This window comes from Chryseosolibacter indicum (assembly GCF_018598585.1).
In the GTDB taxonomy this organism is placed as follows: Bacteria; Bacteroidota; Bacteroidia; order Cytophagales; family Cyclobacteriaceae; genus Chryseosolibacter; species Chryseosolibacter indicus.
This window is the reverse complement of record NZ_JAHESD010000053.1, coordinates 1-20,583: the sequence shown is the minus strand read 5'-3', so window position 1 is coordinate 20,583 and position 20,583 is coordinate 1. Positions and strand designations below refer to the sequence as shown.

Below are 20,583 nucleotides of genomic sequence, written 5' to 3'. Positions count from 1 at the left end.
CCGATTCAGGCTCTCTTGATGTACCTTTTCAACACTAATTAATGTGAACCAATTCCTCAATATTGGTTTTTTAACAGGTTTAGCATCACTAATTTTAGCAAAAAAATAAAATCCGCATATACTCAAATTTATTTTATGCCGAAGCATCTTTTCTTACTACGCCATGCAGAAAGTATCGAAAAACAAATACGACAACAAGATAAGGACCGTGAATTATCCACGAATGGTGTAAAAGAAGCAATGCAAATAGGCTCTTATTTATTAAAAGAAAGTATATATCCCGATTTTATTTTCACGAGCAACGCTACACGCACTACTGCTACAACACAGCTGGTAGCCGATATTATCAAATTTGATATTAATAAAATTTCGGCTGAAGATGAACTCTATGACGCTTCAGTAAGAACATTTTTGGAGTTCATTACAAGAATTGACGACTCCTACTCGTCTGTATTATGTGTAGGGCATAACCCGGTAATCTCATACCTGGCCGAATACTTAACCAAAGCGGAAATCGGAAGCATGGCTACTGGAAGCCTCGCATCAATAAAGTTCAATTTTAACTCCTGGAGAGAAGCAAGTGAAGGTACCGGTGAATTACTAAACTATGTTGCTCCATCCATGCTACTGATCGATTAGGCATGACAAGGGAAGATATTATAAAAAACTTTGATCCGAATGCACCTGGAGTTGCTGGTAACATTTTTGGCTTACCCTTCTCTCCGGAGAATGCACAACTTATTATAATTCCTGTTCCCTGGGAGGTGACAGTTTCCTATAATACGGGAACAGCTTTAGGTCCGGATGCTGTGTATAAAGCTTCAAGTCAGGTAGATCTTGCTATGAAAAATATACCGGACGCATGGAAGCTCGGTATTTCTATGCTACCGATACAAAAAACAATGCTGGATGAAAGTGCCATACTTCGTGAACTTGCTCTTGCTCATATAAAAGCACTAGAATCGGGTGAAAAGATTGAGATCAATAATCCTGTTGTAGCAAGAATAAATGCAGCGTGCGAAAACCTCAACATTTACATTAAGACTGTCACTCAAAAATATCTGAGTGAGGGTAAGATGGTTGCATTACTCGGAGGAGATCATAGTACACCTCTTGGTTTTATCCGCGCATTAGCGGGTAACTACAAAAGCTTTGGTATTCTTCAATTTGATGCACACTTCGATCTTAGGAAATCTTACGAAGGATTTACATACTCGCATGCCTCAATTATGCACAATGCCTTGAAGCTACCCGCTGTTCAAAAACTTGTACAAGTAGGTATAAGAGATTATTGCGATGAAGAACTCCAATTCATTTCCAAAACACAAAGGGTTGTGACCTTCTTTGACCAGGATATCAAAGACCAGCTTTTTGAAGGGAATACGTGGTCACATATTTGCCAAGAAATCATTGAACAATTACCAGACAACATTTACATAAGTTTTGATATAGATGGGTTGAATCCTAAACTTTGTCCCAATACTGGGACACCAGTAGCCGGGGGACTGGAATTTGAACAAGCTATTTTTTTGATTAGAAAAATCGTTAAAGCGGGCAAAAAAATAATAGGATTTGACGTTAATGAAATTGCCCCTGGAAGTGATGATTGGGATGCAAATGTTGGAGCTCGCTTGCTATATAATCTATGCAACTGGATGGCCGTTTCACAAGGTAAATTGAAAACGATCTAAAGCTCACCCAATCTTAAGTTTTACTCACCGTAATTTTAATTGCGGTCTTTTTCCCTTAAAGGTTTATCTTTGCAGCTCTATGAAGAAAGTCGCTTTTTATACATTAGGGTGCAAGTTGAATTACTCTGAAACGTCTACAATATCAAGGATGTTTGAAGAGAAGGGGTATAAAAAGGTGGACTTTACCCAAACCCCTGACATTTTCATTATTAATACCTGTTCTGTAACAGAAAATGCAGATAAAAAATGCCATAAAATAGTAAAAGAGGCGCGCGCCATATCACCAGAAGCTTATGTAGCTATTATCGGTTGTTATGCCCAGCTAAAACCTAAAGAAATATCTGAAATACCAGGAGTGGATGCCGTGCTCGGAGCTGCGGAAAAATTCAGACTGGTAGAGTTGTTGGACGGTTTTGTCAGAAAGCCTCAGACAGAAGTTTTTGCATCCGATATTCAGGAGGCAAATAAATTTAACACCTCCTTTTCAATTAACGACAGAACACGAACTTTTTTAAAAGTACAGGATGGCTGCAACTACTCATGTAGCTTCTGTACAATTCCGCTGGCTCGTGGCGAGAGTCGTAGTGATAGTATTGAAAACATTCTTGTAACAGCGAGGCAAATTGCAAGTACCGAAGTAAGGGAAATAGTTCTAACAGGCGTTAACACCGGAGATTTTGGTGTACAAAATGGCAAACGTGTAGAACATTTTATTGATTTAATCAGAGCCCTGGATCAAATAGAAGGCGTTGACAGGTTTAGAATATCGTCTATAGAACCAAATTTACTTACAGATGAAATTGTCGACTTTGTAAGTATATCAAACAAGTTTGTCCCGCATTTCCATATTCCGCTTCAATCGGGCTCAAATAAAATATTAAAGCTGATGAGGCGCCGGTACCTCCGGGAACTTTACAAAGAACGTGTTGAAAAAATTAAATCATTAATGCCTCATTGCTGTATAGGCGTTGATGTTATTGTAGGATTTCCCGGGGAGACAAACGACGACTTTCTGGAAACCTATAACTTCCTGAACGAGCTCGATATCTCATATCTTCACGTATTTACCTACTCTGAAAGAGAAAACACGCTCGCCGCCACGTTATCAGGCTCAGTACCTGGAAGCCAGAGAGCAGATCGTTCTAAAATGCTGCACATCCTGTCAGACAAGAAGAGGCGGAAATTTTACGAAGACAACATTGGAAGGGAGTTTAATGTTCTCTTTGAAAACGACATTGAAAACGGCATGATGCATGGGTTTACCGAAAACTATGTGAGGGTATCAGCGAAGTACGATCCCGTTTTAATCAATGAAATAAAAAAGGTAAAACTCACTGCAATTAACAACAAGGGGTTAGTAGAAGTTGAGGATGTTGAGACGCAGGTACTTACGCATTAACAGTACGTGAACGTAGTATCCTATATTGGTACTCCATACAATCAAAGCATTTGCCCATCTCTGATTTCAACTCTCCGATCCGCCATTGCAGAAAGATCATTGTTATGAGTCACTATGATAAATGTTTGATTTAATTCTTTTCTTAACTGAAAAAAAAGATTGTGAAGCTCCAGTGCATTTTTTGAATCGAGGTTTCCACTAGGCTCATCAGCTAAAATAAGATCTGGTGCATTAATAAGCGCTCTGGAAATTGCTACCCGCTGGTGTTCTCCCCCTGAAAGTTCTGAAGGTTTATGATCTTTCCTTAAGCCAATTCCTAGCATTTCAAGCAACTCTGCCGCCCTTTGCTTCACAGCTTTTTCTTCCTTTCCCCCAATTAGTCCCGGAATGATGACGTTCTCGACCGCAGTAAATTCCGGTAGCAGATTGTGAAATTGAAAAACAAACCCAATCGATTTATTTCTGAAAGCAGCAAGTTCCTTCGATGATTGCGAAAAGACATCTTTATTATCGATATAAACTTTTCCGCTGTCAGGAGAATCAAGTGTGCCCAAGATATGCAGCAGTGTGCTTTTACCCGCTCCTGAAGCTCCTACTATAGCAACTATTTCACCCCGCTCTACGCTTAATTCTACACCTTTTAATACTTTTAACTGTCCGTAACTCTTTTGAATTCCTGTAGCGCGCAGCATGCTTGTCTTGATTATTTTCTTGAATTAAAGCATTAAATAAACTAGTTTCACGCCAAAACAAAAAATTCAATGAATATACACGAATACCAGGGCAAGGAAATCCTTAAACGTTACGGTGTTGCCATTCAAAGAGGCATTGTTGCAGATACTCCGGATAGTGCGACTCAGGCTGCAAAAGAACTTCAGGCAGAAACAGGAACAAAATGGTTTGTTGTTAAGTCACAAATACATGCTGGAGGCCGTGGTAAAGGTGTTGTAAAAGAAACAGGTTCTAGAGGAGTTGTGTTGGCAAAAGGCCTGGGAGAAGTCGCTGAAAAGGTAAAGGCTATCTTAGGAGGTACTTTAGTAACCATACAAACTGGTCCTGAAGGCAAAAAAGTAAATAAAGTTCTGATTGCTGAAGATGTTTATTATCCAGGGGAATCTGAACCAAAAGAATACTACATGAGCATTCTGCTCGATCGTTCAAAAGGATGTCCTGTTATCATGGCTTCTACCGAAGGTGGTATGAACATCGAAGAAGTTGCTGAAACTCATCCGGATAAAATTGTAAAAGAATGGATTGACCCTACGGTAGGTTTACAGCCATTTCAGGCAAGGAAAATTGCCTTTTCTATGGGTTGGGAAGGAAATGCCTTTAAGGAAGGTGTTAAGTTTATCAACTCTTTATATGCTGCATATCTAGGTTTAGATGCATCAATGTTCGAGATTAATCCGTTGTTAAAAACATCAGACAATAAAATTCTTGCTGTTGATGCAAAAGTAAATCTTGATGATAATGCTTTATACAGACACAAGGATTTGGCTGAACTGAGGGATATAACAGAAGAAGATCCTTTGGAAGTTGAAGCAGGAAAAGCGGGCCTCAATTATGTTAAGCTTGATGGAAACGTCGGTTGCATGGTCAATGGAGCAGGGCTTGCGATGGCTACAATGGACATTATAAAACTTTCCGGTGGAGAACCAGCTAACTTTTTGGATGTTGGAGGTGGAGCAAACGCTGAAACAGTTGAAGCCGGATTTAGGATTATCCTAAAAGATCCTAACGTAAAAGCGATATTGATTAACATTTTTGGTGGTATTGTAAGATGTGACAGGGTTGCAAATGGCGTTGTTGAAGCTTACAAGAAAATCGGCGATATCCGGGTACCAATTATTGTCCGTTTACAGGGAACGAACGCTGAAGAAGGTGCGAAGATTATCGAGCAATCAGGATTAAAGGTTAAATCAGCTATCTTATTAAAAGACGCAGCATTGAAGGTTAAGGAAGTTTTAGGCAGCAGTTTCTAAGTATTTTTCGTATATTTCGAAAAATATTGTTGGCATGCGTAATCTGTACCTTCTTACCTGTTTGGTTACTGTCGTAACTGTGGTCTCTGCTAGTGCACAAAGTTTTTATGCAATAAGAAGAGACCGCAGTTTAATTGCTACTTTGGGCATAAACAGCAGCACCTATTATGGTGATCTGAAAGACAATACTGGGCTTGACGCCAAACCAAGCTTATCACTCGGAGTAATGATGAATGTAGCCCCAAGAATTGCAGTACGGGGCGAATTTTCCTGGATAACGCTATCTGGCGATGATGCTAAAACCGGGAATGAATCACTAATGGTCCGTAACCTCTCATTTACTTCAAACAACTACGAAGTCAATTTTTCAGGCCAGATTAGTCTTTTCCCTCATAAGGGAAGGTTCTATCAAAGACCTAAATTCAATGCATATGGATTTGCTGGAATAGGTGCACTATATTTTAATCCAAAAGCCGAGCTCGATGGCAAAAAGTATGCGCTTCAGCCACTTAAAACTTCAGGTGTTGATTACAGTCGCTTAACTGTGGTAATACCGTATGGTTTTGGTATTAAAACGAGGGTTAGCCCATTTATTGACTTTGGAATTGAAGTAGGATTTAGAAAATTGTTTACAGATTATATTGATGACGTAAGCGGCCGATACATTGACAACGCATCCTTTACAGATCCTGTTGCGCAAAAACTAGCCGACAGAAGACCTGAAATAGGCTTACCGTTGGCAAGAGCAGGTGCAATCCGCGGAGGTTCATCAAAAGATAACTATATGTTGCTGACTGCGAAAATAGGATATTACCTACCCTTTCTCAGTCGCTCTTCTAATGGCGGCCGAAAAATTTACAGTGTGAAGAGGAGAAGACCTTCTCATCGGTAGTAGTAAGATAAAAAGTACAAAAGTATTATAAATAGAAAGAGGGAATTAATTACGTTAATTCCCTCTTTCTATTTTAGTTCTCCTTACCTCAATGGTGCAGATAAGCTTCCTTTAAAGGTGAAGACGGAGCTTTGGTAGCTGGATTAAAGATAATTCAAAATTTAGGGAGTGACTGGTCCAGAATTGAAAAATCCTTCTTAGAAACAAAGAAGGATTACTGGTAGTTGTACGTTATTGCAGCCGTAGCAAAAGCAAGTATAATTATACTGTAGTTTTCTATTTTATGTGGTTCTCTTATCTCTAATTGTTAGAAGACGAATAGGCTGTTCTACGTCTTGTCTATACAAGAACAAATATTAAAAGAAAGATTAAGATACAAGGACGAGCGAAGCCATTATTAAATATAATTATCCAAATGCTTCACGCTATTATTTAGAGGTGTCAAGCGCTTCAAACCTGGAGAACTTGCTTTTATATTCAGGCACAATCTCCTTCATCAGCGAAACCATTCTTAATTCATTACCCACCACTTCATTATCATTAAAAAGATCGATAAGGTGATTAATGCGTGCATATTCATACTCTCGTACACGCGCAATCATGATCTTTTGATGATGAGTAGGCATGGTGTTCTCATGATTATTTAAAAGCTCTTCGTAAAGCTTTTCGCCGTCTCGTAACCCTGTAAATACAATATCAATATCACGATCGGGTTCAAGGCCTGAAAGCAATATCATTTTCTTCGCCAGGTCAACAATCTTAACAGACTCCCCCATATCAAAGATAAAGATCTCCCCTCCCCGGCCCATAACACCAGCTTCCAGTACAAGTTGACATGCTTCGGGAATTGTCATAAAGTACCTGGTAATTGAAGGATGTGTTACGGTAATAGGCCCCCCTGCTTCAATTTGCTTTTTAAAGACAGGTATAACCGAACCATTAGAGCCGAGTACATTACCAAAGCGTGTTGTTATAAACCGCGTACGCTTAATACTTACATCTTCAAGATGTCTGTTAAGCGACTGAACGTAAATTTCCGCGATCCGTTTAGAGCATCCCATCACGTTCGTTGGATTAACCGCCTTGTCTGTCGATATCATTACAAACCTTTCAACATGGAAATGAACAGCAAGGTCTGCTAGAATTTTCGTACCTAGAATATTACAACGTACAGCTTCAGCGGGATTGCTCTCCATTAAAGGAACATGCTTATAGGCTGCAGCATGAAAAATTGTATGGATTTGATGACTACCAAAAATTTTCACTAGTCTTTCTTCCTGCGTAATATCGGCTACATAGCTGTATACCTTTACTCCAGTATCCATTGACTGTACTTCCCTGTCTATTTCAAACAAAGGCGATTCAGCCTGATCAATAAGTATAACAGAAGAAGGATGGTATTGTACAATCTGCCGCACTAACTCTGAACCAATAGATCCAGCGGCCCCGGTAATACAAATGTTTTTGCCAGCGATATTCTTTCTGAGCTCAGGATTCGTAAGTCGGATAACATCCCTGCCTAAAAGATCTTCGATATTAATCTCCTTAATCTGATTAAGGCTCAACTCCCCTTTCACCCAGCGATCAACTGGTGGCACAATACGAATCTTTACATGAAACTTCAGGCAGGTATCTACCAACTCGTTCTTTCTCGAAATTGATAAATTCTTTACGGTTATAATTAATTCATCTATTCCTAAATTCACCAAAAGTTCTTCAAGGTCTTCTTGCTTTGCACTGTATATTTTAGACCCGTTTATAACTTTTCCTATTTTGCGCTCGTCATCCTCTAAAAAACCATAAACCTTTGATAATGGAGACGAATCGATTACGTGCTTTGTTATAAGACCCGTTTGCCCAGAACCAAAAATCAAAACCTTCGAATTCTTCAGTACACCTTTTCGATAAAAAGAAAATACATACTTTACCAATAGGCGATAGTTAAATAAAAAGAGAAATGATGCGAGATAGGAAATAAGTACAACAGAATAAGGAATAAGGTTTACTCCTGTATTAGCATACACGACAAGATTTACTACACATACAAATGCTAAATTTAATATAAGTGTAAAGAAGATTCTTACGCCATCCTGTATACCTGTATATCGGACAATGCCTTTATAGCTTCCTAAAAAAATAATAGAAATTGCCCCGCAAGCTATAGAAAGAATCAGCCCTGAAAAAAAGTGATTTTTAATAATGTCTTCAATTACAAAATTGAAGCGCAATAGATAAGCAAGTACTGTTGAGAAGGCAAGAAATAAAATATCAATAAGAATTATAACCCAGCGAGGTAATATGCTGAGGCTATAAAACCATTTAATAACAGAATATTGAAACATAGAGGGGTATATAACAAACACAAAGGTTATTTAAGTAACCTTATGCGAAAATAGAATTCCTGATCTATTGTTTTTTCTTTAAATTGGCATGAACCTTACGAGCGCCATAAAGCCCTCCCAATCCAATAAGAATTTCAATGCCGGTTATTGGAACATCAGGATTATCTATCCCCCCATTGCCTCCCGATCCTGGATTACCTGGTGGTTGAGAAAAACAAGGAAAAGCAACGCCAACCAATACGATAAAGAGCCGTATAAAAAGTTTTAGTCTTTTTTTTAACTCTTTAGTCGTCGGAATCATTGTTTCATTATTTTATAGTTGTAAATATAGCCAGATTTTATCACTTGCAACAAATATATCCCCCGCAGGGCATGTAAGAAATCGTACGTTCCTATTACTTCCTTACCGGAACGGGTAAACGTTATGTTGCCAATGGATTGCCCGGTTGAAGACACAATTGATGCGCTTATGGGTTCATCTTCTTCAAATGATTGTACATACACAGTTAACTTATCTGCGACCGGATTAGGATATGTTTTAATTGTAAGGTTAATTGGTTGCTCTATGTCGGTTACCGTTACTTCACGTGCGGCTCTTGTTGAACATCCATTCGTTGTAACTTCAACTTCATAAACTCCCGATCTATCAGCTACTAGGGTTTGATCCTGCGAATTTTCAACAGCAACTCCATTAAAATACCAGGCATTCCCAGACGGATAATTTGATCTCAATCGCATATCTGCGTCTAATATAAGCTCGACAGGTTTTACAGATATAACAGTTGCAGTAACTGCTACTCGTTTTCCCTCGCATCCTAGCGAATTGACCGGAGCCGCATAGTATGTTCTTGATTCCTGTAACAAAGGTGTTGTAAATATCGCGCTGGTTTGGAGAACAGTTTTTGAGCTTTCACTTTCATACCAATTGATATTAACTTCAGCACCTGCAGGCTCGGCCCTTAACTCAGCCTGGCCTCCGTTACAAAGAGTAGACGATTGTACTCCGGATATAACTAAAGATTCGCTTTTTAAAAGCTCGGCCTGAATTTCTGAAGCAGTTAATTGTAAACGATCCGAAGCATAAGAAGCTGCATCATTGGTAACAGTAAACACATATTTATTAACAGCAGACAACTCCACCTCTTTATTTAAATATTTGTCTTTTAATATCCACTTAAACTGCTCCATTATACCCGATAATGCTGTTAACGCTAACGTATAATTTCCGATAGCAATATCTTTTGTAACAAGTTGTAGTACATGTCCACATTGTATTTGCGGAACAGCGTTAATTGCCAACGCCTGACTGCCATTAGGGGTAAGTGTAGCCAGATCAAAAACTTCTCCTACAAATGCTCTGTAATTATTCATTTTAGGAGCATCATAGTCGTCTAAAGTTTCCCGTGCATCTGCATTAATCCGATAACTAGTAAGATCAGTGATTGTTCCATTACTCAGGGACAAAATGATTTCATCCTTTTTTCCTTCCCTGTAAAAATCGGCTGTAACAGATGACTTAGCTGTCTCATTTATGATTAATGATGGCGAATTTCCTGTTGTTCTAACCCAGAAAGCCTGCCCCGTAGCCACATTATTACCGTCAAGATTCAAATCAGAATAACGCATGACACCAGTACCATTATCCATTACAGCAATTTGCTGGGCAATGTTGTTCTTGGTCCATCCTGAAGTAGAACCCCAGTGTATTGTTGATGGATAGGGATTGCCAACAAGATTCCAGCTTTCAGCCACCGATGCATTATGTTGAAGAGGCAAAGCAATACTTCCCTGATTAATAGGGCCGCGTACATCTGTAATAATCGGATCATTACATTGTCTGATATACACCGAATAACCTCTTCCAGGCTCTAATGGTGCTGCTGAAGATGTTGTAGGATAGGCAATGTATTGAGAAACGGAATTATCATAATAAAACAACGATCCTGTTTTGGTCGCAACTTTAAAACCACACACCGTATTGGTACCGGTTGAAGGATCAGTGGTTGACGCTCCGGTAAAATTTCCAGTAATTGAAAAATTATCCTGCCAATCAGCAATCGTAGCATTAGTGACAGGTGAAGATAGGTAACGGTAAATTCTACCTTCGCCAGACATAAACCGCTGCACAGTCACGTTCCCTGTAAAAGTCGCTCCGGAAGGAATTGTGGCAATCATAGCATCACTCGGCGGCACATCGGATACGGAAGCTAAAATAAGTTCACCACTTCCTGAAGACCCATCAGCATCAAAACTTGACCCTGTTCCACCAAGGGTTAACATGTTATAAAGCATTACTACAGCTCCGTCTCCTATCACTACATGGGCTCCGGCATTAACGTTTAGATTAAAAAAGTCGGAAGATCCGGCGATTGTTTGTGTAGTACTTCCTTTGAAGGTAAGCGTACCATTACCATGATTGAAGAGGTTATTATTAGTAAAATTTCCAGTTAATTCAATTGTCCCACCACTTGTAGTTAGGCTGCCGTTATTTAAGATGCTACCTCCTGAAATCAAGGCACTTTGAAAGTTAACAATACCTGAAATAGTAAGTAAAGAGAAGTGTAAAACACCTGATCCTGAAATAGTGAGTGTTCTTCCTGAATTAATTGTTATATTTTTGGCATTGGCAACGATATTACTAATCGTTACTGCTCCGGCTATGGTAACATCGTCATTCGGTCCCGGTACAACTCCTCCATTCCACGTACTGGAAGACTGCCATGGCCCTCCGGTAGTTCTTGAAGTTATTGCAGCCGCGTAACCAAAATTATTTACAAACAAGAAAATGCTAACTAGTAAACTAGATACTACAGGTAATTTTTCCCTCATATACTAACAGTCTGGCGTCAAATATAGCTATTAATCGAGTAACTAATGGTTTTCCACTATTAATCACTTAAAGACCTACTTAAGTAACCCTACCTATTGTCTTTTCCCATTTTCTGATAAAGCATTCCCAAAATAAGAAGGAGCATTAAAGTAGGATTAACAACCATTCGGTGAATCTGTGACAATAAAGGGGATGATATCTCTGTGTCACCCTCTACACTTAATTTAATAAATAAATATAAAGGCAGAATCACCAAAATTTCCAAGAGAAATACGAACCAGGCCAACCTTACGTGCTTTCTCTCCTGAAATATTGACCATATGACCATAAAACATGCCAGATCATTAAGAGCTAATCTTAACGTCTTATTGAAAACAAATGAAGTATAGGAAGGAAACGATGAAAGCTCTAAAGAAAAGAGATTTAGAATCAACAGAAATACATTGATTCGCTGGAAAATATATACTGACGATAAAATTAAAATTGCAGCGATCCCAATACCTATTCTTAAAACTAGGCTATGCTTTACTTGTTTGTGTCTTAGGCGCATTATTTAATATAGTAATCCAAATACCCCAAAGCATAAAAACAACTAGATATAAGATTGCGGTAAAAAAGTATTTATGGAAGTAATAGAAATAGTTTGCTTTATAAATGGCAGTATAATACAGTAGTGAGATTCGTAGGAGGTTAAAAATGTGAATAACAGCAATGCCCAAAAGTAGAAACCAAACAAGTTTTTTTGCCTTACTGTTAAAAGCGAACAAGAACGCCACAAACACAATGATAACGTTCACGCCGTTACACCCTTCAAAAACGCTTAATACAACAACATTATTTGCCTTAATCATTACAGTAGGACCTGCTGGATTAACTTCAGTATTAACTGTAGTGGCCACAAAGTTCAAAATTACAGCAGATTGATTGGCGACATTTTTTGTAATAGGGTCAGCGCGCTTACCATACGATTCTATAAACAATCCGTAAAGGATGTTACCAACCAAGTAGAATACCAAGAATTTACCCAGAAAGACTAAGGCAGGTTTAAATTCTTTAATTAGAGCTAGCATTAAGTTGATCTTTAATAATGTTTGCAATCATTGAAACGTCCGCGGAAGTTAAACTTGTTCCTGAAGGAACACATAATCCGTAGTTAAAAAGATTCTCTGAAACACCATTAAGGTAGGCAGCACATTCTTTAAATATAGGTTGAAGATGCATAGGTTTCCATACCCTCCTACTTTCTATATTCATCCGTTCTAGTAAAAGCCTTATTGTTTCTGCTTTTTCATGACCTTTAAACAGCATCACAGTGAGCCATCGATTGGAGTATGAACCTTCTAATTCTGGTTGGAAAGAAACAGCTTCACAATTCGTTAGTTCCGCATAGTATTGTTCAAATATTGCTCTTCTCTTCTCTACCCTTTCTGTCAAAACTTTAATCTGTGCTCGACCTAATGATGCAAGCACATTGCTAAACCTGTAGTTGTAGCCGATTTCTCGATGTTGATAATAAGGTACTGATTCTTTTGCTTCTTGTCTTAAAAAGCGCGCACGTGAAAGAATATTTCTATTCGGAGAAAGTAAAGCTCCTCCTCCTGATGTTGTAATGATTTTGTTCCCATTGAATGAAAGTATACCAACGTCTCCTAATGTTCCTAATGGCTTACCTTCGTATAACGAACCTAATGCCTCTGCAGAATCTTCCAGTACTGATATCTCATACTTTTTTGCAATAGATAGAATTGCATTCATATTAGCCGGCATCCCGTATAGGTGCACCACAACAATTGCCTTGGGCCTCTTCGATTTTTTTTTAATTCTGTCTTCTATTGCCTCCTCGAGAAGATGAGGATCGACATTCCAGGAATCTTCCTCAGAATCAACAAACACAGGTGTAGCCCCACAATAGACAATGGGATTAGCTGAAGCGCAAAAAGTGAGACTTGAACAAATAACCTCATCTCCTTTTTGAACGCCTAAGGATAATAAACCCAAATGAATTGCTGCCGTTCCCGAACTAACGCAAACTACGTTAGGCAATCGCAGAAGCACTCCCAACTCTCGTTCAAACGCCTCAACATGTGGCCCTACCGGAGCTATCCAGTTTGAATCAATTGCATCTTTTAAAAAATCCATCTCATCCCCACTCACGTGAGGAGGTGAAAGATATATCCGTTTATTCAATTACTGATCTTTTTTTATTTCATTGAAAATATAAACATATACATTATTATTTAAATAGATTTCGCGGGTACGCCAACTACAGTTGTTCCTGCATTTACAGAATTAGTTACAACCGCACCTGCTCCAACTTTACTACCTTTCCCAACCTTTACCTGCGGTAAAAGCCTCGCACCTGTCCCCACCATCACCTCCGTTTCAATATCTATAAAACCAGAAAGTGAACAACCTGGCATAATAGAAGTATAAGAGTCAATTGTTACATCATGACCAATTGTATTAGCCAAGTTAATAATGACGAATGATCCGATATGAATATTGGTAGTGAGAATATTACCCGCAGTAATTATCGTTCCTTCACCAATCGAATTTCGTTCAGCATCGCCTAACATTACGGAAGGATGAACTAGAACAGGAAAATTTATTTTAGTATTAACAATTTTTTCACGAATGCTTTTCCTGATCTTAGGATCAGCAATGGCTATTGCAACTGCTGTCTCTTCCTGAACCTCATTGAGATGATCAATCCCTCCGAGTACAGGTAATCCATCAACAACCTTTCCCGCCGATAGCCCATCGTCACAAAAGCCAATTAAGTTCCACCTGATACTTTGAACGTTAATTTGCCGGATCATTAACGCTGTTTCTCTTCCAAATCCCCCAGCTCCATACACTATTATTTTATTCATTACCTGTAAATCTTTCTTCATTTAAAGAAACATCTTTTTTAAGAGATAACAACAGCACAATAGTCTTAAAAATGATTTGAAGGTCAAGAAATAACGAAACGTTTTCAACGTAATAAACATCAAATCGAAATTTCTCCTTCCATGACAATCTATTCCGTCCATTTACTTGCGCGAGACCTGTAACGCCAGGCCTTACTTCATGCCGACGCAACTGTTCTCTGGAATATAACGGTAAGTAATAATCTGGCAGTGGTCTTGGCCCAACTAAAGACATATCTCCTTTTAGTACATTCCATAGCTGCGGCAACTCATCCAGGGAAGTAGCTCTCAAAAAGTTTCCCCACCAAAATCTCCTTCCCTGTAAAGACCTTGTTTCATCGATTGACAGTGTACGAAACTTAATAAGAGAAAACAACGAACCGCCTAGTCCAACTCTCTTTTGAAGAAAAAATATGGGGAGTTCTCTTTGAATTAAATAAACAAAAATGATCACAACATACAACCACGAAAATACGATCATTCCTGCAAACGCTAGGATAACATCGAATAATCGCTTACCGTATCTTCTGTATAAATGGAAAGAGGCCACTTGTGCTCAGCTATATTGTGTTCCCTTAACGGCCTGTTGGAGACAATGCTAACTTTCTGAGTAACCACTCGCGAATAATAACATAAGCAACAACATATAAAAACGCTATGAGAACAACCATACTGAAACTATTTCCAATGATAAAATAGATAAGAAACACATTAAGCATTAACTGCAACAATCCATATACAAGGGATACAAAACGATGGGGTACTTTAAATTCGTTAGACAAATATTGATATAAATGTGTACGGTGTGGCTTAAAAATATTCTCCTTCCTTTTTAACCGGTACAATATTGTTATAACGGAATCAACACCATAAACCAATACCATAATTACCCAAAGAAAGTTACCGGTTTCAAAAATGAGTTGCAAAAGCAGAAATAGTTGCACGAAGGCGATGCTGATACTTCCTACATCTCCCGCAAAACACTTGGCCTTCTTCCTGTAATTAAAGAAAAGAAACACAACAACTGATATAAGTGACGTAATCACCAATGACTCTTCTGTAAAATCATAAATCTTCTGATCAATGAAGAGAAAAGTAGAAAGACTAACCTGGGCATACATTCCCGTAATACCATTAATTCCATCCATGAAATTAAAAGTATTTAAAGCACCTATTGCGACAATTAGAACAAGGATCAATAACCACCAGGGCCATACAAATAATCCAACCTCGTAAAACATCATTATCACAGCACCTAAGTGCACCATAAAGCGAAGCAGCGAGGGCTGAGACTTAATATCATCAGCAAAGCTGATAAAGGCTATGGCAGCAAGTGCAATTACAAACCACGGCCACAAAAAACCGCTATAAACAAACCATATAAGAACAGCCACCACGAAGATCATCCCTCCACCTCTTATTACTGGCTTCGTATGAGAGCTGCGTTGGTTAGGCTTATCTATAATATTAAAACGATCAGCTACTTTAAAAAATAATAATTCAATTACGAATAAAAGAACTGCTAGTATCAGATAAGGCAACATACAGTATTAAAGGAATATTGGAAATAAATTAACTTGAATAGAATAAGGGAAAACAAGGGACAAACAGGAAACTGGTATCTGGAACAGGCAACCGAAACCGGCAACAGGAACTGATAACTGACGACTAATTCAAAAACTATTTATTGTCCTCCTCACCCCCTCTTCAATCCCAATCGGCAAAGGTTTTCCAATTGCCTTGACAACTTTTTCATTGGATACCATCATATCCTCCGTCAACTTGTCCAGCATCCGTCTTTTGCCTATCACATTAAATACTTGCCTTAAAACAGCAGGAGGAATATTTAGAGATATTGGATTTATGCCAATTGTCTTAGAAATGATTTTATATAACTCAGTTGTAGATAGATATCCGTCATCTGCAAGATGATAAATTCCAGATGCATAATTTCCCATAGTAAATTCATGAACAATGAAAGTGAAATTATCTACACTGAGAAAAGACCTTTTGTTTCTGAAACCTCCAAAGGGGTAAGGCAACCTTGCCTTTACAAACTTATAGAGTAAGTTCAGATTCCCCTTATTACCAGGGCCATGAATCATACAGGGTCTGAATATGTAATAACTTTTATTCTCGGAAAGCTTTTGTTGCTGGATGTATTGCTCGGCCATAAACTTAGACTTCCCATAATCAGAAACAGGAGAAGGCTCTACACCCTCATCAACAGGACTTGACGCAGTATCAACAGCTGCTTTAATAGAGCTTATAAAAATAAACTTCTTAACATTTGATTGAAGGAACTCGTCGTATAGCCTCCTGGTGCTATTATTGTTTACTTCATAATAATCAGAAGGGCCATAGGTATTGCTTAGGTCATGGGCTATCCCCGCGAGATGAATAATACAATCAATACCTAACCTGTTAAAAACCTCAATAGAGTAATCAGGGACAATTTCGATATTGTATCCTTTAAACTTCTCCGTTGCTTTTTTCACCTCACGACTATGCCCAACTAAAGAAACACCTTTAACATCATTGAAGTATCGTACAAGACTCGAACCTGCAAAACCTGATACCCCCGTAATAAATATTTTCAAGTTACAATTATTTGAGATTACTAATTAATGGTATTTACTAATACCATACTACCCGAACTATTCCTTCACCCCCATTTAACTACTGACTACTATCTACTGACCATTGACTACTGACCACTGACCATTCACTATTGACCACTGACCCTTGACTAAATACCTAATGCCTAATGCCCAGTGGCAAGTGTCCAACGGCCTAATGCCCAGTACCCAGTGCCCAATACCTAATGCCTGCATTATACCCAATCCCTAATCAGTACTTCCCAATGCCAATCACCATTGACCTTTGGCTAATGACTATTGACCACTGACTATTGACTGTTGACCACTGACTAAATACCTAATGCCCAATACCCAGTGCCTAATGACCATTGACTATTGACTAATGACTGACCATTGACTAATTTCCAACCAACTCAAAAACCTTCGTAAAATATTTCATATAGATCAGCGGAAGGTTTGTCTTAAGACCATTCTCAAGACACGCACGTTTAATTTCCTTGTTTAAGATTATATTGCTCTTAATACCACTTGAACTCACACCCCCTTGCCGCATGACAACCATGGTAAAGGGAAGATACTTGTATTTAAGTTTATGAACGTACAAGAAGCGGATCAGTAATTCATAGTCAGAAGCAATCTTATAGTCCGTCTTGAATAGACCAAACTGTTCATAGTATTTTCTCCGAACAAAGAATGTAGGATGGGGCGGCATAAAACCCTTCGCAAATTTTTCTGGGTGCCATTTCTTTGCTGAGTAAAGACGAACTATTTTATCCAGTCTATCTGGATCAACAACGATAAGATTTCCAAATACAGCATCTACAGAAGGATCTTCAAAAGCATCCGCCACTTTTGATATAATATGATTATCAAAATAATAATCATCCGAATTTAGCATTCCGACAACTTCGCCTGAAGTCATCTTTAATCCTTTATTCATGGCATCATAGATACCTTTATCTGGCTCACTGATCCACTTACTTATATTGGAATCATAAGACTTTATAATATTAACTGTATTATCTTTTGATTTTCCATCAACAATGATGTACTCAATATCCTTGTAATCTTGAGACACCACCGACTTTATAGTATCCTCAATAGTAGCTGCCGAATTATAGGAAACTGTAATAAGTGAAACTTTCATGATTATTAATTAAACAGGACCTGAGTTGAAGCTATAAGAGATTTGATAAAACAATACTAAGAAATAACGCGAGCCTTAATTGCTATTGCAGGGTTTCCTCTGTAAACCGTGTAAGGTTCCAGATTAGATGAAGCAACTGAATTGACAGAAAGCACTGAATGAGTTCCGCAATTAACTCCCGGTCCAACTAAACTTAGTGCTCCTATCCATGTCCCATCTTCAAGGATAATTTCTCCTATCATCAAATCAAATGTTACACTTTTATAATTGTGATTTCCGGTTAATAACATCCCTCCTTGTGAAATGCAGCAGTTATTTCCAATCTTGACCAATACAAGGTTGTCTATCCATACATTCTCACCAATCCATGTATGGTTCCCAATTTCTAACAGCCACGGGTATTTAATACTTACTCCGGGCTTAATAGTAACACCATTACCTATTTTACATCCAAAAAATTTTAGCAATAAAACTTTAAGTGAACTCGCCGGATTGAAAGGGTTGATAAAAAAAAGGACATTAATAAAATACCAAAGTATTTGCTTAAGTTTCCCCGCTTTTGGAGAATACCACGAGTTGTTGTAAAGGTCTAATCTAACCTTGCCGCTCTCCATTTTGTTACTGTTTATTTACTTCCGACAATATCTACATAAAGCTTAAAAAGCTTTTCTGCTATAGATGCTTCTGAGTTACAATTAGAAACGAACTGCCAGTTTCTAAAAGACAACCCCTTGTCAAACTTTTTATCCTTAAGCTCCTTCAGCACAGATTTTATGGAGTCTAAAGAAGGCTCCACCTTATAGCCTAAGTTCTCATTAAATACAGTTTCAAAATTACATCCTTCTGAAATTATTGGAATTAACCCATAGCTCATAGCTTCAACAACACTTGTAGGAAATCCTTCACTGTATGAGGGTAAAATATAGTAATGTGCGCGCTTCAGTAAATTAATCTTTTCGTCCCCATAAACAGGACCAATATATTCTACATTTCCTTTTAAATAAGGTCTTATTTTAATAAGCTCTCCTTCATCAGGTCCTGCAATAATTAATTTTTTTCCATGTACTCCTTGCATCATCTTATCCCAGGCTTGCGCTAAAGGAAGGATTCCTTTCTTTTGATGTAGCCTTGCCATAAATAGATAAAGCTCTTCATCAGTTGATTTATCTTCCAATGGAGCAACTTCGACACCGTTCTCTATAACATTAATTGCGCTTGAAAATAACTTTTTAAGATTACCTGCCTCTCGCCTGCTTACCGCTCGAATACAATCTGCTTTTCCTAACCACTTTCTCTCAAACAGATTGAAATATATCCACTTCTTCAGCCATTTTTGCTTCAAACTCCACGGCTCCAGCATACCATGAGGAGAGTAAATCCATTTAAAACCTAGGCGCTTCAAATGTAGTCCTAATTTCGTAGGCATACCCCAGCAGCCGTGCGTAACTATTAATGTAGAATCAATATCAAAAGAGCTTTGTTTAATTAATACCACCAAAGCTTCACTCGATTTCATTTCTTGCCCTAAAAATTTGGAGGGTACGTTAATCTTATTTATGCTCTCTTCATTCCCAACAGTACATATCCACAGGAATGAGGAAATAGCGTATTTATTTTGTAAATACTGCGATCCAAATATTGCAGCATTCCATACCCCAAAATTGACTTTATCCACATTATTTACAATATGGACTATATTTTTAAGCGCCACGATAGTATATCTTTTTCAATGAATGATTTCTAAATTTCCTTTTAATGGCGTTAATAACTAGGTATATAGGAAATACTGTAAAGAAGAATAGCATTGTTACTTGAGGCAAATAACCACGCGAAATAATTACATAAAGATAGATTACTGTTATAGCATAGGCTACGGTAATTAGAGGATTAAACCGATTTATTAAATACCAATTCCAAAGTTTCCTGAAGAACCATCCAATTGCAAAGCCACCAATAACAACTCCAAACCACCCTAGTGCTAAAAAATGTTCTGCATACATTAAAAATGCCGCACCCTTGCTATATTTTTTGCTATAGATAGTATCCAAAACACTGAATAAATAATCGGCCGAATTCTTTTCAGTATAAATTGCACTAGGAATTGGGAACAATAGTGTTGCTATTACTGGACGCAAGCCGACGTAAGGGTGTTTGTCGGGAACTAAAGTTAGAACAGCACCCGATGTTTGAAATATTTTTGCCTCCTGAAGTCCGCTTTCATAATATCCGCGTGTATCCTTTCCTTGAAGCTTTGTTAAGTCTAACCCCCTATTATAACTCCGACTTAAATTCATAATTCCCATGAAAGAAATAAAGAAGAAAACACATATTGTTGACCATATTAAATTAGGACGTTTTTGTTTAAGTAAATAGTAAATTATCGCAAGAGACCCAACAAGCAACACAATCCTATATCTGAATCCAAGGGTAACAAATAGGCAAAAGGCAAGCGTAAAAGTTATGAGGAACCACCACTTACCCTTTTTAGTACGGACGTAGTACCCAAATAATAACGCAATTCCGGGAATGATAATATTTAACGCGAGGTTAAGATAGTTGGCAAAACCACCTGTAATCTTTTCTACGCCATCCGCTGCATCAAGGGGATTCAATAACTTTCCTACATTTCCTTTTGTTGAAATTGTAAAAGCGCCAAACCCAATAAAAAAAAGCATTCTTCCATAATAACTCAATAAATAATCAGAGAAATTAAATACCTCCACGACTTTTCCTGATTGATTATTTAGATTAAAACCAATTGAGATCGATAATAACGATATCAAAGCAC

19 protein-coding genes are annotated in these 20,583 nt (G+C 38.0%); 5 read left to right on the top strand and 14 right to left on the bottom strand.

Annotated elements, in window-relative coordinates:
- The first annotated feature begins 135 nt into the window (after positions 1-135).
- The 3 genes from KK060_RS18740 to mtaB all read left to right on the top strand — a co-directional run bounded on the left by KK060_RS18740 (position 136) and on the right by mtaB (position 3,090).
- Positions 136-639 (top strand): SixA phosphatase family protein, encoded by a 504-nt coding sequence (locus KK060_RS18740; protein ID WP_254155308.1) that lies wholly within the window; start codon positions 136-138, stop codon positions 637-639.
- Between the two features lie 2 nt (positions 640-641).
- A complete protein-coding gene (locus KK060_RS18735; protein ID WP_254155307.1) occupies positions 642-1,691 on the top strand; it encodes an agmatinase family protein in 1,050 nt (349 codons plus the stop codon).
- A 79-nt stretch (positions 1,692-1,770) separates the two neighbouring features.
- Positions 1,771-3,090: a tRNA (N(6)-L-threonylcarbamoyladenosine(37)-C(2))-methylthiotransferase MtaB gene (gene mtaB, locus KK060_RS18730; RefSeq protein WP_254155306.1), complete on the top strand. Its 1,320-nt coding sequence runs from the start codon at positions 1,771-1,773 to the stop codon at positions 3,088-3,090.
- A 41-nt stretch (positions 3,091-3,131) separates the two neighbouring features.
- On the opposite strand, the gene KK060_RS18725 is transcribed toward mtaB, so the two are convergent.
- On the bottom strand, positions 3,132-3,782 hold the full coding sequence (locus KK060_RS18725) for an ABC transporter ATP-binding protein (protein ID WP_254155305.1): 651 nt from the start codon (positions 3,780-3,782) through the stop codon (positions 3,132-3,134).
- Positions 3,783-3,851: 69 nt separating this feature from the next.
- On the opposite strand from KK060_RS18725, the gene sucC reads away from it, so the two are divergent.
- Positions 3,852-5,072: an ADP-forming succinate--CoA ligase subunit beta gene (gene sucC, locus KK060_RS18720; RefSeq protein ID WP_254155304.1), complete on the top strand. Its 1,221-nt coding sequence runs from the start codon at positions 3,852-3,854 to the stop codon at positions 5,070-5,072.
- Between the two features lie 34 nt (positions 5,073-5,106).
- Entirely contained in the window at positions 5,107-5,964 is an 858-nt protein-coding gene (locus KK060_RS18715; RefSeq protein ID WP_254155303.1) for a DUF6089 family protein, read from the top strand.
- Between the two features lie 428 nt (positions 5,965-6,392).
- Here the strand turns inward: KK060_RS18715 and KK060_RS18710 are convergent, their stop codons facing one another.
- The 13 genes from KK060_RS18710 to KK060_RS18650 form a co-directional block, all read right to left on the bottom strand.
- Positions 6,393-8,306 carry a polysaccharide biosynthesis protein gene (locus KK060_RS18710; protein ID WP_254155302.1) on the bottom strand — a complete coding sequence of 638 codons (1,914 nt, stop codon included), beginning with the start codon at positions 8,304-8,306 and terminating at the stop codon, positions 6,393-6,395.
- 64 nt (positions 8,307-8,370) lie between these two features.
- Positions 8,371-8,607, bottom strand: a complete 237-nt coding sequence (locus KK060_RS18705; protein ID WP_254155301.1) for a hypothetical protein — start codon at positions 8,605-8,607, stop codon at positions 8,371-8,373.
- Positions 8,604-11,135 (bottom strand): Ig-like domain-containing protein, encoded by a 2,532-nt coding sequence (locus tag KK060_RS18700; protein ID WP_254155300.1) that lies wholly within the window; start codon positions 11,133-11,135, stop codon positions 8,604-8,606. The genes KK060_RS18705 and KK060_RS18700 overlap by 4 nt, the downstream gene beginning before the upstream one ends.
- A gap of 519 nt (positions 11,136-11,654) precedes the next feature.
- Positions 11,655-12,206: an exosortase family protein XrtF gene (xrtF, locus tag KK060_RS18695; RefSeq protein ID WP_254155299.1), complete on the bottom strand. Its 552-nt coding sequence runs from the start codon at positions 12,204-12,206 to the stop codon at positions 11,655-11,657.
- Complete coding sequence (locus tag KK060_RS18690; protein WP_254155298.1) at positions 12,190-13,323, bottom strand: DegT/DnrJ/EryC1/StrS family aminotransferase; 1,134 nt, start codon at positions 13,321-13,323, stop codon at positions 12,190-12,192. The genes xrtF and KK060_RS18690 overlap by 17 nt, the downstream gene beginning before the upstream one ends.
- A 50-nt stretch (positions 13,324-13,373) precedes the next feature.
- The gene (locus tag KK060_RS18685) at positions 13,374-14,030 is read right to left on the bottom strand and encodes an acetyltransferase (RefSeq protein ID WP_254155297.1); all 657 of its coding nucleotides are present in this window, start codon (positions 14,028-14,030) and stop codon (positions 13,374-13,376) included.
- Positions 14,002-14,598, bottom strand: a complete 597-nt coding sequence (locus KK060_RS18680) for a sugar transferase (protein WP_367397510.1) — start codon at positions 14,596-14,598, stop codon at positions 14,002-14,004. The genes KK060_RS18685 and KK060_RS18680 overlap by 29 nt, the downstream gene beginning before the upstream one ends.
- Before the next feature lie 25 nt (positions 14,599-14,623).
- On the bottom strand, positions 14,624-15,592 hold the full coding sequence (locus KK060_RS18675; protein WP_254155295.1) for an MraY family glycosyltransferase: 969 nt from the start codon (positions 15,590-15,592) through the stop codon (positions 14,624-14,626).
- A gap of 129 nt (positions 15,593-15,721) precedes the next feature.
- Positions 15,722-16,648 carry an NAD-dependent epimerase/dehydratase family protein gene (locus KK060_RS18670; protein ID WP_254155294.1) on the bottom strand — a complete coding sequence of 309 codons (927 nt, stop codon included), beginning with the start codon at positions 16,646-16,648 and terminating at the stop codon, positions 15,722-15,724.
- 397 nt (positions 16,649-17,045) lie between these two features.
- Entirely contained in the window at positions 17,046-17,795 is a 750-nt protein-coding gene (locus KK060_RS18665) for a glycosyltransferase family 2 protein (RefSeq protein ID WP_254155293.1), read from the bottom strand.
- Between the two features lie 56 nt (positions 17,796-17,851).
- Complete coding sequence (locus KK060_RS18660; RefSeq protein WP_254155292.1) at positions 17,852-18,409, bottom strand: WcaF family extracellular polysaccharide biosynthesis acetyltransferase; 558 nt, start codon at positions 18,407-18,409, stop codon at positions 17,852-17,854.
- Positions 18,410-18,420: 11 nt separating this feature from the next.
- Positions 18,421-19,506: a glycosyltransferase gene (locus KK060_RS18655; RefSeq protein WP_254155291.1), complete on the bottom strand. Its 1,086-nt coding sequence runs from the start codon at positions 19,504-19,506 to the stop codon at positions 18,421-18,423.
- The coding region (locus KK060_RS18650; RefSeq protein ID WP_254155290.1) for an O-antigen polymerase at positions 19,496-20,583 on the bottom strand (1,088 nt) is incomplete at its 5' end. The genes KK060_RS18655 and KK060_RS18650, both read right to left, overlap by 11 nt.

Bases quoted from the DNA above. Each gene is read 5' to 3' on its own strand.
- KK060_RS18725 (WP_254155305.1), bottom strand. From the start codon at position 3,782: ATGCTGCGCGCTACAGGAATTCAAAAGAGTTACGGACAGTTAAAAGTA.
- mtaB (WP_254155306.1), top strand. From the start codon at position 1,771: ATGAAGAAAGTCGCTTTTTATACATTAGGGTGCAAGTTGAATTACTCT.
- KK060_RS18710 (WP_254155302.1), bottom strand. From the start codon at position 8,306: ATGTTTCAATATTCTGTTATTAAATGGTTTTATAGCCTCAGCATATTA.
- KK060_RS18735 (WP_254155307.1), top strand. From the start codon at position 642: ATGACAAGGGAAGATATTATAAAAAACTTTGATCCGAATGCACCTGGA.
- KK060_RS18700 (WP_254155300.1), bottom strand. From the start codon at position 11,135: ATGAGGGAAAAATTACCTGTAGTATCTAGTTTACTAGTTAGCATTTTC.
- KK060_RS18665 (WP_254155293.1), bottom strand. From the start codon at position 17,795: ATGAAAGTTTCACTTATTACAGTTTCCTATAATTCGGCAGCTACTATT.
- xrtF (WP_254155299.1), bottom strand. From the start codon at position 12,206: ATGCTAGCTCTAATTAAAGAATTTAAACCTGCCTTAGTCTTTCTGGGT.
- sucC (WP_254155304.1), top strand. From the start codon at position 3,852: ATGAATATACACGAATACCAGGGCAAGGAAATCCTTAAACGTTACGGT.
- KK060_RS18685 (WP_254155297.1), bottom strand. From the start codon at position 14,030: ATGAAGAAAGATTTACAGGTAATGAATAAAATAATAGTGTATGGAGCT.
- KK060_RS18705 (WP_254155301.1), bottom strand. From the start codon at position 8,607: ATGATTCCGACGACTAAAGAGTTAAAAAAAAGACTAAAACTTTTTATA.
- KK060_RS18660 (WP_254155292.1), bottom strand. From the start codon at position 18,409: ATGGAGAGCGGCAAGGTTAGATTAGACCTTTACAACAACTCGTGGTAT.
- KK060_RS18740 (WP_254155308.1), top strand. From the start codon at position 136: ATGCCGAAGCATCTTTTCTTACTACGCCATGCAGAAAGTATCGAAAAA.
- KK060_RS18675 (WP_254155295.1), bottom strand. From the start codon at position 15,592: ATGTTGCCTTATCTGATACTAGCAGTTCTTTTATTCGTAATTGAATTA.
- KK060_RS18715 (WP_254155303.1), top strand. From the start codon at position 5,107: ATGCGTAATCTGTACCTTCTTACCTGTTTGGTTACTGTCGTAACTGTG.